Raw genomic sequence first — 14,230 nt, forward strand, 5'->3', positions numbered from 1 at the left:
TATAATATCAAAATGCGAAATTTTCTTTCACCTCATTCTATAGAACCATGCGCTCTCGATTTTTGACATTTTTCACAATCTGCATACTATATGGATCGAGTTGTGCCGAGTTATACATGGCCGTCGATGATATCCAGCGCGGCATGAAAGGCGTTGGCCGCACGGTATTCCAAGGCACCCGTATCGATACATTTGGCGTCGAAGTATTAGGTGTTTTGCGCAATGTTTTTGGCCCAAAAAGCGACATAATTCTCGCTCGCCTATCCGGTGGCCCCATGGCGCAAACGGGCGTTATCGCTGGCATGAGTGGCAGTCCTGTATATATCGAGGGCAAACTCATCGGCGCAGTCGGCTACAGCATTGGCGCATTCGCCGAAGAGCCAATTGCGGGAATCACGCCAATCGGCGAAATGATGACGGTGCTCCAACGCACATCGCAGGACACCCTGTCGAACGCGACATTTGGATCTGCGCCGTGGGATGGACAAATAGATGGTGTACATGGCGGCGTGCTAAAACCCGTGGCTATACCTTTGATGCTCTCGGGATTTGCTCCGCAAGTGGTCGCGGAATATCGCGGTGAATTTTCAAAATACGGCCTGTTGCCCATGCAGGGTGGGGGTGGAACAGACCCATCCCTATCTATCGGTCCATTTGAACCGGGCGCGCCTCTGGGCGTACAATTGGTTCGGGGCGATCTCAGTGTCACAGGTATTGGCACCCTGACGCATCGCGTGGATGATAAAGTAGTGGGATTTGGGCATCCCCTGTTATTTGGTGGTCGCACGGCGATGTCTATGACCGCAGCATTTATTCACGAAGTGATTTCCAGCCAGATGCTTTCGTTTAAGGTAGGCACTGCATCGCGACATATCGGCGTGATCTTGCAAGATCGCGCACCGGGCATTGCTGGCGTAATAGGATCTGAAGCAGAAATGATGCCAGTGCGCATCTCTGTCGTATCTCCCAACCACGACGCCTCGTTTAATATGGAGGTATTTCGCCACAGAGAATTGGGACCGTTGCTGGTGCGAATGGCCGTAGCGACCTCTGTTATCTCCGCTGAGAAATTGACGGGTGAAACCACTGTTGCAGGACAATTGACATTGCACCTGCCCAAACGCGAACCCGTCATAATAAAAAATAAATACGCAGGTACTCAGGGACTTGGGTTGGCGGTATTGGGCTTGACACAACCCCTTGCACAAGTGATCCAGAATCCTTTTGTCGATGCCAATATTGACTCGGCTATATTCCAATTAGCCGTTGAGGAACGCACCCAGAGTGCGCGTATAGAAGGGCTGCGATTGGATCGTTCGCGCTACGAACCGGGCGATACAGTACACGTCTCTATTGCGCTGGCTCCGTTGCTGGGCAAGCGCGAGACCGTAAATATCGCCTTGCCAATTCCCGGATTTATAGCACCAGGACGTTTGATATTGCAGATTGTGAATGAACGCGAACAGCGATTACAAGATATGAAACGCACCGCTCATCAACCCAAAACACTAAATGAACTGATTGGTCTGATCGAGAAATCGGGGCGCAATGATGTACTCGTTGCGAGATTCATAGCTTCCCGCCCCAGCGTGACAATGGGCGGACGCGAAATCTCGGGATTGCCCACTTCGGTTCTGTCAGCACTATCACTGGCGCGTGGGTCAGATGTCGTGCAAAAGTCACAGCAGTCAGTATATAGCCAAAAACAGGTACGGACCAACTATGTATTGACCGGCAGTCAAACGGCACTTCTGGTCGTGGGCAAAGACGGTAGTGCAACTTTTTCAGGCAGGAGAGGCTCGGGTGAAGAAAAAAGATAGAATATTGAGAGCAGGAATGACACAGGTACTGCTTTTCGTCCTACTTGGAACAATCGCAAACGCCGTGTCGCCCAAAATTTGGCGAGAAAATTCACAGACGGCTTTCCTGAAAGGAGAACCCGATGGCGTATCGCTCACGCGGGAAGGCACAGTGACATTGGCACCATCCTATAAACGGGTAGCAGATACAGGTGAAGACTTTGTGTGGACATTATCTGTAGATAAGGACAAAACCCTGTACATCGGAACCGGCAATAAAGGTCGAATTTACATGCTCAAACCCGACAGCGATCGGGCAGAACTGTTATTTGATGCCCCCGACTCCGCAACAGTTCACATTTTTAGCCTCGCCGTTGGCGCAGATGGTGCTATTTACGCGGGCACATCGCCGGGCGGACTGATCTACCGCATCGCCCCGGGACAAAAACCTGCGGAATTTTGTCAGACAGGTGATCGCCACGTATTTGCACTAATCGCACATCCAGACGGTAGCTTATACGCGGGTACCGGCGGTGACCAGGGACGCGTTTTGAAAATTGACAAACAGGGCAAAGTCACCGCGCTCTACGCGTGCAAAGACCCCAATGTGGTATCGCTCGCGACAGGTGCTCAGGGCGAAATTTATGCGGGCACAGACAACAGCGGCCTGATTTATCAGGTGCGCACTCAGGGTGGTGCAGATGTGCTTTACGATGCCCGTGAAAAAGAGATTCACTCGCTGAGTGTAGCGCCCAACGGCACAATTTACGCAACAGCGATGGCGCAAAGTGGTCGAACAGAAGGAAATGGAAGAGAACAAAAAAGGTCAGATCAACCCGGCGCAACACTGTATGCGGTCCGACCTTCGGGATTGGCAATGCGACTGTGGAACACCGATGATCCGATGTTGTTGGATTCCGTAATAGATGCCGACGGAACAGTAAAAGTCGTCACGGGAAAACACGGCCGCGTACATCGCGTTTGGCCCGATGGCAACGCCACATTGCTCGCAGAACTAAAAGATATAAATCCCTATGTTATGGTTGCCGCACACAAAAATGCACTGTGGATTGGGGGCAGTGGATCCGGCGAAATTTATCGCATAGAAAAAGAATTTGCCCGGGAAGGGCAACTCACTTCTGAACCCTATGACTTTGATCGGGTATCGCATTGGGGGCGCGTATCCTGGCAAAGCGAAACACCGGAAGAAACATCCGTCGCTGTTCAAACGCGGTCCGGCAACAGCGAAGAACCCGATGATACGTGGAGCGCGTGGTCAGAGCCAATCACCACATCGGGAAAACCCATTACCAGTCGCCCCGGGCGTTTTTTGCAATATCGGTTGACTTTGAAGACACAATCAGAAAATGTGACACCTCTGGTGCGTTCTATCAAACTCGCGGGCTTACAGGACAATGTTCATCCCAGAATATTACAGGTTAAAGCCGAGGCCGACCAGTCTGGCAACGAAGGTGAAAATCCAGAATTTATGGAAAAAGGCGTGTGGAAAATTGATTGGACTGCCGGTGATGCCAACGACGATGCCTTAATTTATACCCTGTATTTTAGAAGTATTGGCGAATCGCACTGGCGGCTACTAAAAGACGACTTGAAGACCTCACATTATTTTTGGCACACCGAAGCGGTTCCCGATGGTACAGTCAAAGTAAAGGTCGTCGCATCAGACCGATTGGACAATCCCATCGAACTGGCATTAACAGCCGAAGCGGTTAGTGCGCCCTTTGAAATTGATAATTCGGCTCCAACTGTGCAATTGCACAACATAAGACAGATCGACAAAAAAGTACGCGTAACCGGTTCAATCCAGGACGCTGCCACTGCGATTCACAAGGCAGCGTACTCACTCAATTCCGACGACTGGAAGGTAGTCTTTCCCACTGACCAGATATTTGATTCGCCGACGGAATCACTGAATTTCTCCATTCAAAATCTAAAAACCGGCTCTTATACACTCGTAGTGAAAGCGGAAGATGCACTGGGCAATGTGGGTGTTGGAAAAACCGTTTTTGAAGTGAAATAATGAACGCAATCGAAACCAAATATCGGTCAACCGGATTGCCTTTTGTCACCTTAAAGCTGGCGCAAACACTGGACGGCAACATCGCCACCTGCACAGGAGACTCGAAGTGGATCACATCAAAAGCATCGCGGGTGCGCGGGCATAAACTTCGCGCAGAAGCCGACGCAATTCTGGTCGGACGCGGCACAGTGATGGCCGACGACCCGGAATTATCCGTGCGATATGTCAATGGATGCAGTCCGACAAAGATCGCACTGGACTCTCAGCTAAAAATCGGATCAAACGCCAAAATTTTTAGCGGAGCACCCCTGATTATAGCAACCTCTGAAGAAGTGTGCAAAAAACGAATAAAAGAAAGAAAAAAGAAAGGAGCGCAAGTCTGGCAGTTGCCACTACTGAATGGTCAAATTAATTTAAAGGCGGTCTTGCAAAAAGCCGCTCAAATGGGATTGCGACACATCCTGATCGAAGGCGGCAGTTGCGTGGCTGCATCGGCATTGCGCCTGGGTCTGGTGGATCGGATAGCCGCATTTGTCGCGCCCAAAATACTGGGTGCTGGCATACCCTCAATCGGATCCTTAGATATTGCTTCGATAACCGATGCAATTGCACTTGAAAACGTAAAAGTCGAATCCGTCGGCAATGATTTCTTATTCACTGCCCGCGTAAAAAAATCGTCCAAAAATACCTGAACAACCATGTTTACCGGCATTATAGAAGAAGTGGGAACAATTCGGCATATTGAATCGCGCGCAGATTATCAGCGCACGACCATAGCAGCGAAGCAAGTCCTCAACGGCATAAAAATAGGCGACAGCATTGCCATTGAAGGGGCATGCCATACCGTCGTACATTTTGATACCGACACATTTGTGATCGAATCCGTAGCAGAAACACTGCAAAGAACCACATTGGGTGATTGTCGCGTGGGTAGCCGCGTCAATTTGGAGCGATCTTTAAAACTCGGCGACCGTCTCGACGGTCATCTCGTAGCCGCACACGTCGATGGCGTGGGCCGCGTAAAAGACCGAACGGAATCTCCGGATCAAATTGTATTTGAATTTGAAGTGCCGTCTGAGTTGGCCCCTTATATTGCCGAAAAAGGCTCTGTCACCGTCAACGGAATCAGCCTGACAGTAGTCTCAGTAACGGACCGCACCTTTTCGATCGCGGCAATTCCGCACACACTAAAAGTCACGACACTATCGGAAAAATATCCGGGTGACAGGGTAAATATCGAAGTGGATATGATCGCGCGTTATCTGGAGCGATTGGTGCAGTTGGGGGATGTTAAAAATACGCTCACAGAAGATCGCATCCGGGCGATGATGAGCGACCGTTAATTTACAGAGAGATATATATGGACAAAATCGCAACAATAGAAGAAGCCCTCGAAGATATTCGAGCGGGAAAAATCGTCATTGTCGTCGATGACGAAGACCGAGAAAATGAAGGCGACTTCATCATGGCTGCGGAAAAGGTCACATCTGAGGCCATTAATTTTATGGCACGCCATGGACGCGGACTGATCTGCTTGCCCGCAACACCCGACCGCCTCAAAGAACTCGACCTCGACATGATGGTCAATACCAACACAGCGCTTCACGGCACGCCATTCACCGTGAGCATCGACGCGCTCTACGGCGTGACAACCGGTATCTCCGCACAGGATCGCGCCGAAACAATTCGACAATTTGTAGATCCCAAATCGCAACCTGAAAATTTTGGTCGTCCGGGCCACATCTTTCCACTCCGCGCAATGCCCGGCGGAGTTTTGAGACGAGCGGGACACACAGAAGCAGCCGTAGATCTGGCGCGTTTGGCCGGCCTGTATCCCGCCGGTGTACTGTGTGAAATCCTCAATGAAGACGGCACCATGGCCCGCTTGCCACAGCTTTTGGAAATTGCCGATCAATTCGGCTTGAAAGTAACGACAATTCACGATCTGATTGCCTATCGCCGCCGTTCCGAAAAACTGGTGCGCTGTATCGAGCAAGTGGATATGCCCACGCGATTTGGCGTGTTTCAATTACACCTGTATGAAAGCGACGTCGATGAACGCGAACACGTCGCACTGGTAAAAGGCGACCTTTCCGGCGATGCACCCGTAATGGTGCGGATGCACTCCGAATGCCTGACGGGCGACTCGCTCGGCTCATTGCGCTGTGACTGCGAAAAAAACTTACACTCTGCCCTCGAAATGATCGAAAAAGAAGGACGCGGAGCACTGGTGTATATGCGACAGGAGGGGCGGGGTATTGGCCTGCGGGCAAAATTGCACGCGTACAAACTGCAAGAAGAGGGATATGATACCGTAGAAGCCAATTTGAAACTCGGATTTAAAATGGACGAACGAGACTACGGCATTGGCGCGCAAATCCTATCCGATTTGGGAATCAGAAAAGTCGTACTCATCACCAATAATCCATCAAAGCGCGTGGGATTAGAAGCGTATGGAATAGAAATTATAGACAGCATCCCGGTCGCCATTCAGGTCAACAAGTGGAACCTATCATATATGCGAACCAAGCAAGAAAAAATGGGGCATTTATTTAAAGAGGACGACTTGTATTTAGACAATGAAGGAGATAGTGATGCCCAAAGTTTATGAAGGTCAGTTATCGGCAAAAGGCAAACGATTTGGCATTGTGGTGGGGCGATTCAATGCGTTTATCAGCAAAGAATTGCTCGGCGGGGCGCTCGATTGTATTGCGCGACACGGCGGCGATACAGACGCCATAGACGTGGTATGGGTACCGGGAAGTTTTGAAATTCCCACCCTGGCGCAAAAAATGGCGCAGAGCGGTCGATATGACGCGCTGATCTGTCTGGGTGCTGTGATCAGAGGCAGCACGCCGCATTTTGACTACGTATGCAATGAAGCTTCAAAAGGCGTAGCGTCCGTTGGCCGAGAAACAGGAGTACCCACCGCATTTGGCATTTTGACCACCGACACCATTGAACAAGCCATAGAACGGGCGGGAACAAAAGCCGGCAACAAAGGCTGGGAAGCTGCCCTGGGCGCGATTGAAATGATTGGGGTTATCGCCGCATGGGAAGCGGAAAAATGATTAAATCGAGACGCAAAGCGCGTCAGGCTGCGTTACAAGCGCTTTATTGGACCGCAAGTGTGGGCGATCCAGTACAACAGACAGCGCAGACCATGTGCATCCGCGCGCGTCTTTCGGCATCGACCTCGAATTTTGCGATCAATCTGGCCCAAACGGCCTGGGAACACCGCGAAGAACTGGACGCATCTATTGAGCCCGTACTGGAAAACTGGTCATTGGATCGGGTTTCGCGCATCGATCGCATCGTACTCTGGATGGCTCTTGCGGAAATGCGCTATTTCAAAGATATTCCCTACAAAGTCTCTATTGACGAAGCCATAGAACTGGCCAAGCAATTTAGCGAAGCCAATGCTTCTAACTTTATCAACGGTATTCTGGATACCTTGTCCAAGACGAATGCCGAACAACCCAATGGATAATATTGGACGCATTGCAATTTTTTCAGATGTACACGGAAATCTCGAAGCCTTGCAAACCGTACTGGAAAAAATTGCAGAAGCACAGGTAGATCGGATTATATGTTTGGGCGACATCGTTGGATATGGCGCAGACCCCAATATGTGTATAGAGCGCGTGCGCGAAGTATCGGACCTCGTGCTGGCGGGCAACCACGATTGGGCGGCTGTGGGCCTGGAAGATCCGGGGTTCTTTAACCCCGTGGCACTGGCGGCAATACAATGGACCGTCCAAATGCTGAGTGACGAAAACGCCTCGCTATTGCGATCTTACCAACCCTTTCAAAATGAAACTGCTTGCTGTTATGCCCACGCTTCGCCAATTGAACCCGAGTTGTGGCACTATTTATTCGACCCTGAAGATGGCTGGTCAATGCTCGATCAAACCAATTTTGAGATGTGTTTTGTCGGACATTCTCACCGCGCATTTGTGTGCTCGGCATCTCAAAAAACAGTACTTACGCGCGAAGGAGAAGTGCAGTTGTCCGACAATGACCGCTATCTCGTAAACGTCGGCAGTGTAGGACAACCTCGCGACGGAGATGCGCGGGCGGCTTTTGTCGTATGGGACCGGGAAAATGGGAACCTCCAATTGCGCCGCGTGTCTTACGATGTGGCAACAGCACAGGCTAAAATTTTATCCGCGGGACTACCGCCTTTTTTGGCCGAACGCATAGAACTTGGGATGTGACACCTCATTATCCACAGGACAAATCACCATGAATTTCCTGACAAAAATTTTCGGCAGCAAACACGATCGGGACGTAAAGAAAATGCAACCGATTGTGGATGAAATTAATCAACTCTACGAAGAATATGCCTCTTTGTCCGACGAGGCATTAAAGGGCAAAACAGCGGAATTCCGCACGCGCATCGCTGAAGCGGCCGACGATGCTCAAAAGCATCTCACTCAGCTCAAGGAAGAACTGGACGCGATGCAGCGAGACGAAGACCGCACCGAACAGTTGGAAGCCATTGCCGAAGTCGAAGCCGAAATCAAGGATATTGAGCGCGATGTGCTCGATGAAATCCATCCAGAGGCATTTGCCGTCTTTAAGGAAACGTGTCGCCGCTTCAAAGAGCGGGAGAAGTCCTGGGACCGGGCTGGCGATCAAATCGTGTGGCATGAAATACCCTACGATGTGCAATTGATCGGTGCGACCGTATTGCATCAGGGCAAAATCGCCGAGATGGCCACGGGCGAAGGCAAAACACTGGCTGCAGGCCTGGCTCTGTACCTGAACGGCTTGCTCGGGCGCGGTGTGCATCTCGTCACCGTAAACTCCTACCTGGCCAAGCGCGACGCCATGTGGCTGGGACCCGTGTATTTATTCCTGGACCTCACCGTAGGCGTCATTCAGGACCGCGCACTGGGTGCCGAAGGTTTTATTATGGAAGAAGAGGGGAAAGACGGGTATCGCATGCGCGCGTGTGACCACAAAGACGCCTGTCTCATGGATATCGTGTACGGCACAAAAGACCAGTTTGGTTTTGACTACCTCTACGACAACATGGCGATTCGCTCCGAAGACCTGATACAGCGCGAGCACTATTTTGCAATTATCGACGAAGTAGATAGCATCCTGATTGACGAAGCGCGCACACCGCTGATCATTTCGGGACCCGTATCGGAATCTTCATCGCATCGGTATGAAGAAATGCGTCCGCTGGTCGAAAAATTGGTACGCGCTCAAACCCGAATCGTAAACAATATTTTAAAGCAAGCAGAAGAAGAACTCGAGTCTGGCGACGAATACGAAGCAGGCATCTTGTTATTGCAGGTTCAGCGCGGAATGCCCAAAAATAGTCGCTTCATGAAGCGACTTCAGGAAGAGGGCATCAAACGCCTCGTGCAGCGGGTTGAATCCGATTATATCCGCGACAAGCGCACCGGAGAACTGGACGAAGACCTCTATTTTAGCATCGATGAAAAAAGCCACATCATTGACCTGACAGAAAAGGGACGCGACGAAATCAGCCGCAATCCAGACGACTTTGTATTGCCAGACCTCGACGAAGTACTTCGGGATATCGAAGAAAATAAAACGCTATCCGATGCCGAAAAAGACCACGCAAAGGAAGCCGCCTATCAGGACTACGGAGAAAAGAATGAGGCCATCCACAGCGTGCGAAAATTATTGCAAGCCTATTCTCTGTACGAAAAAGACGTGCAATATATGATCGACGACGGCAAGGTCGTCATCGTCGATGAATTTACGGGACGGCCCCAGCCCGGACGCCGTTTTGCCGATGGATTGCACCAGGCATTGGAAGCAAAAGAAAAGGTAAAAGTCGAACGCGACACCCAAACCGTGGCAACGATTACCCTGCAAAATTACTTCCGCCTCTACGACCGACTGGCGGGCATGACGGGCACTGCCGAAACAGAAGCCGAAGAATTTCATCAAATCTACAAGCTCGATGTGGTGGCAATCCCAACGCATGAGCCGGTGCGCCGCATCGACTTCAACGACTGGATCTACCGCACAAAACGCGAAAAATACAATGCCCTGCTCGACGAAATCGTACACTTGCACGAACAAAAATTGCCCGTCCTGGTCGGCACAATCTCCGTTGAAACCTCCGAGTTGATTTCGCGGATGCTCACGCGCAAAAAAATCAAACACCAGGTACTCAACGCCCGACAAAATGTACAAGAAGCGCAGATCATCGCGCAAGCCGGGCAACCCGGTGCCGTGACAATAGCGACCAATATGGCCGGGCGCGGCACAGACATCAAACTGGGACCCGGCGTCATAAAAGCACCCGATGAGCACCAGTGTGCATTGATTGCAGATCCCGATAACACCCGGCCCCTGTGTCCTTACATAGACAAATACGGATGCCGGGATGAAGTCCCGTGTGGATTGAATATTATCGGCACCGAACGACACGAATCCCGGCGCATTGACCGGCAATTGCGCGGTCGCTCTGGGCGGCAAGGAGACCCGGGAAGTTCGCGGTTTTTCATCTCACTGGAAGACGATTTGATGCGCCTATTTGGATCCGAGCGCATCGCCCGCGTCATGGACCGTCTGGGCGCCGAAGAAGGCGAAGTAATCGAACACAGTTGGGTGACAAAGTCCATTGAAACCGCGCAAAAACGGGTTGAAGCGCGCAATTTTGAATTTCGAAAACAGGTGCTGGATTACGACGACGTCATGAATCAACAGCGCGAAGTGATTTACGACAGACGCAGACACGCGCTGGAAGAAGAAGATATATCGGCGATGATCAGCGAAATGATCGACGAAACCATCGATGCACTACTCGATATTCATATACCGCCCGACGCACATCCCGAAGACTGGAATTTCGACGGCTTGATGGAAGATTTGCGCAATGTATTTTTGCAAGCCCCCATCATACCCGATGAAGACCTGCCCCAATTGCGCGAAGCGGGTTTGCGAGATCGCGTATTGCGCGGAATTCGCGAGGCCTATGATCGCCGTGAACGGGTCCTTGGGGAAGACCGCATGCGCCAGATAGAGCGCATGATTTACCTGAGCGTCTTTGATGAGAAGTGGAAAGAACACCTCCGCGAGATGGACGATCTGAAAGAGGGCATTGGCCTTCGCGGTTATGGACAAAAAAATCCATTGATCGAATACAAGCGCGAAGGTTATGAAATGTTTGTGGCACTGCTCGAAGACATCAACCGCGAAACCCTGCGCTTGTTATTCCGCATTTCCGTCGAAGAAACACCCGCACAACCGCGCACCCAACAGCCCGCACGCCTGTCATTGGAACACCGCGATGCCACGGGAATGGGCTTTGCCGGCATGCCCGAACCCGGTCAAGATGAATTGACCGCCAATTCTACAGAAGGCGATGCGCCGAAAAAACAGCCCGTGCGCGTTGAAAAAAAGGTAGGGCGAAACGCGCCGTGTCCGTGTGGAAGTGGAAAAAAGTACAAACACTGCCATGGAAGAGCTTAAGCAATGAGGAGATAACCGTATGAAGTCGCGTGAAAATTTGCTGGATGATGCGCGTCAAAATATTCCGGAAATGACAGTACAGGAAGTACACGCGTATTTGAACGAGGGCAAGAATCCCGTATTACTCGACGTGCGAGGACTCGATGAATGGGAGCGCGGGCACCTGAAAGGATCTGTACACATACCCCGCGGAGAATTGGAATACCAGGCAGAAGCGACAATGCCCGACAAATCGCGTGAAGTCATCGTAATCTGCGCAGGCGGCGTGCGATCCCTCCTCGCTGGCGAAACCCTGCAAGCCCTGGGATACGAAAAAGTGATCTCGATGGACGGCGGATACGGGGATTGGGAAGATGCGCATCTGCCAGCTGAAATACCACCGCCACCGGAAGAAACAGGCGCGCCAGAAACCCCTGAACGACTCAAAGAGCAAATTGATCATCTGGAAAAAGTATTGGCCCAGAAAAAAACGAAGTTGGCTGATATGTAGCCCTTTTCACTTGCAAAAATATTAGCGCACTTGTATATTTTCCCGCCTTAGCACTCAAAAGGACGAATTGCTAATAATACATAAACAATTAAATTTATTACACTTAACTGTTTTTCAAGGAGGGCTTCATGAATGTCCGTCCGCTTTCCGATCGCATTCTGGTGCGACGGGTGGATGCTGATGAGCAGATGAAGGGGGGCATAATCATCCCCGATACTGCGAAGGAAACGCCTCAGGAGGCAGAAGTCATAGCCGTTGGACCGGGCAAACGGAATAAAAACGGCGATGTGATTGCGCCAGGAGTAAAATCTGGGGAAAAAATTTTAATTGGCAAATACGCCGGCACAGAAATTGAAGTTGACGGCGATGAGTACGTAATCGTAAACGAAGACGACGTATTGGGCATTATTCAATAACGCGAGGAGATTGATGTTATGGCAAAGCAGATTGCCTATGGAATAGATGCTCGAGAGCGTATTCTCGACGGTGTAACGCTCTTGAGCAAGGCCGTGAAAGCCACGTTGGGACCTGCTGGAAGAAATGTGGTTGTCGCCAAATCCTGGGGATCCCCCACCGTGACAAAAGACGGCGTGACCGTAGCAAAAGAAATTGAACTCGAAGACGCTTACGAAAACATGGGCGTACAGATGGTCAAAGAAGTCGCCTCCAAGACTTCTGACATTGCAGGCGACGGCACAACCACAGCGACCGTACTCGCCGAAGCGATTTTCCGTGAAGGCTTGCGCAATGTGACTGCCGGAGCCAACCCGATGGACCTCAAACGCGGCATCGACGCGGCTGTCGGAACCGTGGTCAAAGCACTGGGAGACCAGAGCCAGCCGGTAAAAGACCGCAACTCAATTGCACAGGTAGGGACAATTTCCGCCAACAGTGACAGCAGCATCGGCGAAATTATAGCCGATGCAATGGACAAAGTCGGCAAAGACGGCACAATCACAGTCGAAGAGGCCAAAAGCATCGAGACGACGCTGGATGTGGTTGAAGGGATGCAGTTTGACCGCGGTTATCTATCGCCCTATTTTGTGACCGATCAGGAAAACATGGAAGCCATACTGGAAGACGCGCTGATCCTTATTCACGAGGCAAAATTGTCAAACATGAACGACCTGTTGCCTCTCCTCGAAAAAGTCGCCGGTGCAGGCAAGCCGCTTCTGGTAATCGCCGAAGACGTCGAAGGTGAAGCCCTCGCCACTTTTGTCGTCAACAAAGTGCGCGGCACCCTCGCCGCCTGTGCGGTAAAAGCACCGGGATATGGCGACCGCCGCAAAGAAATGCTGGGTGATATCGCCGTCCTGACAGGTGGGCGCGTGATAACGGAAGACCTCGGCATAAAACTCGAAAACGTCGAAATTAGCGACCTCGGGCAGGCCAAGCGCGTGGTAATCGACAAAGACAACACCACAATCGTAGAAGGCGTGGGATCCGTAGCTGATATTCAAGGGCGGACGAGTCAGATTCGTCGGCAGATAGAAGAGACCACCTCTGACTATGACCGCGAAAAACTCGAAGAGCGATTGGCAAAATTGGCCGGCGGTGTGGCCGTCATCAACGTTGGTGCGGCAACCGAAACAGAAATGAAAGAAAAGAAAGCCCGCGTCGAAGACGCACTTCACTCCGTGCGCGCGGCTGTTGAAGAAGGCATCGTACCTGGCGGCGGAGTCGCTCTCCTGCGCAGCCTTGGCGCATTAGACGAAACGGACGTGCAGGGCGACCAGAGCACAGGTGTGGATATCGTGCGTCGCGCACTGCAAGCCCCCCTGCGTCAAATCGCCGATAATGCCGGCATAGAAGGCAGCCTCGTCGTGCAAAAAGTGAACGAAGGCGAAGGCGCTTACGGGTTTAATGCACGCACCGAGCAATACGAAGACCTTGTAGATTCCGGTGTAATTGACCCCACAAAAGTGGTGCGCACTGCGATGGAAAATGCAGCGTCCATCGCGGGATTGTTATTGACAACCGAAGCCCTGGTGACAGATATCCCAGAAGAAAACGAAGGTGCAGCGCCCGCCCACGACCCCCATCACGGGCACATGCACTAAATCGAGCTGTCAAAATATGCTCAACCTCCACAAAAGGCTGACTAATGGTCAGCCTTTTTTTTGTGTTTGGTTGAATTTGTGGGCAGTTTTATCTATATTATGCAAAGACTTAAACCAAATTTGACGAAAGGAAATTATGGCAAAAGCGAAAACACAGACTGAAGAACCTCGGGAAACTGAAGGCGCGACATCCACAGCAAAAAAGGCAAAACGTCCGTCAAAAAAGCAGGCAACCAAAAAAACAGCCAAAAAGCCAGCAAAGAAAGCGAACACCAGGTCTTCTACACCGCGTGTAACAAAAAAGCGATCGTCCAAAAAACCTGCGAAAAAGCAGCCATCTAAAAAAACAGCCAAAAAGCAAAAAGCAAAAAAACCT

Annotated in this window: 13 protein-coding genes; 12 read left to right on the plus strand and 1 reads right to left on the minus strand. The window is 51.0% G+C overall.

The window, feature by feature from the left end; all coding sequences use genetic code 11:
* The first annotated feature begins 116 nt into the window (after positions 1-116).
* From OXH16_07335 to groL, 12 genes are all read left to right on the plus strand, one after another.
* Positions 117-1,820 (plus strand): hypothetical protein, encoded by a 1,704-nt coding sequence (locus OXH16_07335; GenBank protein ID MCY3681193.1) that lies wholly within the window; start codon positions 117-119, stop codon positions 1,818-1,820.
* Positions 1,821-1,836: 16 nt separating this feature from the next.
* On the plus strand, positions 1,837-3,840 hold the full coding sequence (locus tag OXH16_07340) for a hypothetical protein (protein ID MCY3681194.1): 2,004 nt from the start codon (positions 1,837-1,839) through the stop codon (positions 3,838-3,840).
* A complete protein-coding gene (locus OXH16_07345) occupies positions 3,840-4,532 on the plus strand; it encodes a RibD family protein (GenBank protein ID MCY3681195.1) in 693 nt (230 codons plus the stop codon). Before OXH16_07340 ends, OXH16_07345 begins: the two co-directional genes overlap by 1 nt.
* Before the next feature lie 6 nt (positions 4,533-4,538).
* A complete protein-coding gene (locus OXH16_07350; GenBank protein MCY3681196.1) occupies positions 4,539-5,183 on the plus strand; it encodes a riboflavin synthase in 645 nt (214 codons plus the stop codon).
* A gap of 17 nt (positions 5,184-5,200) precedes the next feature.
* The gene (locus OXH16_07355; GenBank protein MCY3681197.1) at positions 5,201-6,451 is read left to right on the plus strand and encodes a bifunctional 3,4-dihydroxy-2-butanone-4-phosphate synthase/GTP cyclohydrolase II; all 1,251 of its coding nucleotides are present in this window, start codon (positions 5,201-5,203) and stop codon (positions 6,449-6,451) included.
* Positions 6,435-6,911: a 6,7-dimethyl-8-ribityllumazine synthase gene (gene ribE / locus OXH16_07360; protein ID MCY3681198.1), complete on the plus strand. Its 477-nt coding sequence runs from the start codon at positions 6,435-6,437 to the stop codon at positions 6,909-6,911. The genes OXH16_07355 and ribE overlap by 17 nt, the downstream gene beginning before the upstream one ends.
* Positions 6,908-7,330, plus strand: coding sequence for a transcription antitermination factor NusB (gene nusB / locus OXH16_07365; protein ID MCY3681199.1), 423 nt, complete (start codon positions 6,908-6,910; stop codon positions 7,328-7,330). Before ribE ends, nusB begins: the two co-directional genes overlap by 4 nt.
* Positions 7,323-8,057 (plus strand): metallophosphoesterase family protein, encoded by a 735-nt coding sequence (locus OXH16_07370; protein MCY3681200.1) that lies wholly within the window; start codon positions 7,323-7,325, stop codon positions 8,055-8,057. Before nusB ends, OXH16_07370 begins: the two co-directional genes overlap by 8 nt.
* Before the next feature lie 28 nt (positions 8,058-8,085).
* The gene (gene secA / locus OXH16_07375; GenBank protein MCY3681201.1) at positions 8,086-11,304 is read left to right on the plus strand and encodes a preprotein translocase subunit SecA; all 3,219 of its coding nucleotides are present in this window, start codon (positions 8,086-8,088) and stop codon (positions 11,302-11,304) included.
* Between the two features lie 19 nt (positions 11,305-11,323).
* The gene (locus tag OXH16_07380; GenBank protein MCY3681202.1) at positions 11,324-11,794 is read left to right on the plus strand and encodes a rhodanese-like domain-containing protein; all 471 of its coding nucleotides are present in this window, start codon (positions 11,324-11,326) and stop codon (positions 11,792-11,794) included.
* Positions 11,795-11,922: 128 nt separating this feature from the next.
* Entirely contained in the window at positions 11,923-12,210 is a 288-nt protein-coding gene (locus OXH16_07385; GenBank protein MCY3681203.1) for a co-chaperone GroES, read from the plus strand.
* Between the two features lie 18 nt (positions 12,211-12,228).
* Positions 12,229-13,854 carry a chaperonin GroEL gene (groL, locus tag OXH16_07390; protein ID MCY3681204.1) on the plus strand — a complete coding sequence of 542 codons (1,626 nt, stop codon included), beginning with the start codon at positions 12,229-12,231 and terminating at the stop codon, positions 13,852-13,854.
* Positions 13,855-13,902: 48 nt separating this feature from the next.
* Here groL and OXH16_07395 read toward each other — a convergent pair whose 3' ends face one another.
* A complete protein-coding gene (locus OXH16_07395) occupies positions 13,903-14,169 on the minus strand; it encodes a hypothetical protein (protein ID MCY3681205.1) in 267 nt (88 codons plus the stop codon).
* Positions 14,170-14,230: the final 61 nt, after the last annotated feature.

It is taken from the genome of Gemmatimonadota bacterium (assembly GCA_026705765.1).
Lineage (GTDB): Bacteria > Latescibacterota > UBA2968 > UBA2968 > UBA2968 > VXRD01.

Coding starts and splice junctions, on each gene's coding strand:
- OXH16_07335 (MCY3681193.1), top strand. CDS start 117: ATGGCCGTCGATGATATCCAGCGCGGCATGAAAGGCGTTGGCCGCACG.
- OXH16_07340 (MCY3681194.1), top strand. CDS start 1,837: ATGACACAGGTACTGCTTTTCGTCCTACTTGGAACAATCGCAAACGCC.
- OXH16_07345 (MCY3681195.1), top strand. CDS start 3,840: ATGAACGCAATCGAAACCAAATATCGGTCAACCGGATTGCCTTTTGTC.
- OXH16_07350 (MCY3681196.1), top strand. CDS start 4,539: ATGTTTACCGGCATTATAGAAGAAGTGGGAACAATTCGGCATATTGAA.
- OXH16_07355 (MCY3681197.1), top strand. CDS start 5,201: ATGGACAAAATCGCAACAATAGAAGAAGCCCTCGAAGATATTCGAGCG.
- ribE (MCY3681198.1), top strand. CDS start 6,435: ATGCCCAAAGTTTATGAAGGTCAGTTATCGGCAAAAGGCAAACGATTT.
- nusB (MCY3681199.1), top strand. CDS start 6,908: ATGATTAAATCGAGACGCAAAGCGCGTCAGGCTGCGTTACAAGCGCTT.
- OXH16_07370 (MCY3681200.1), top strand. CDS start 7,323: ATGGATAATATTGGACGCATTGCAATTTTTTCAGATGTACACGGAAAT.
- secA (MCY3681201.1), top strand. CDS start 8,086: ATGAATTTCCTGACAAAAATTTTCGGCAGCAAACACGATCGGGACGTA.
- OXH16_07380 (MCY3681202.1), top strand. CDS start 11,324: ATGAAGTCGCGTGAAAATTTGCTGGATGATGCGCGTCAAAATATTCCG.
- OXH16_07385 (MCY3681203.1), top strand. CDS start 11,923: ATGAATGTCCGTCCGCTTTCCGATCGCATTCTGGTGCGACGGGTGGAT.
- groL (MCY3681204.1), top strand. CDS start 12,229: ATGGCAAAGCAGATTGCCTATGGAATAGATGCTCGAGAGCGTATTCTC.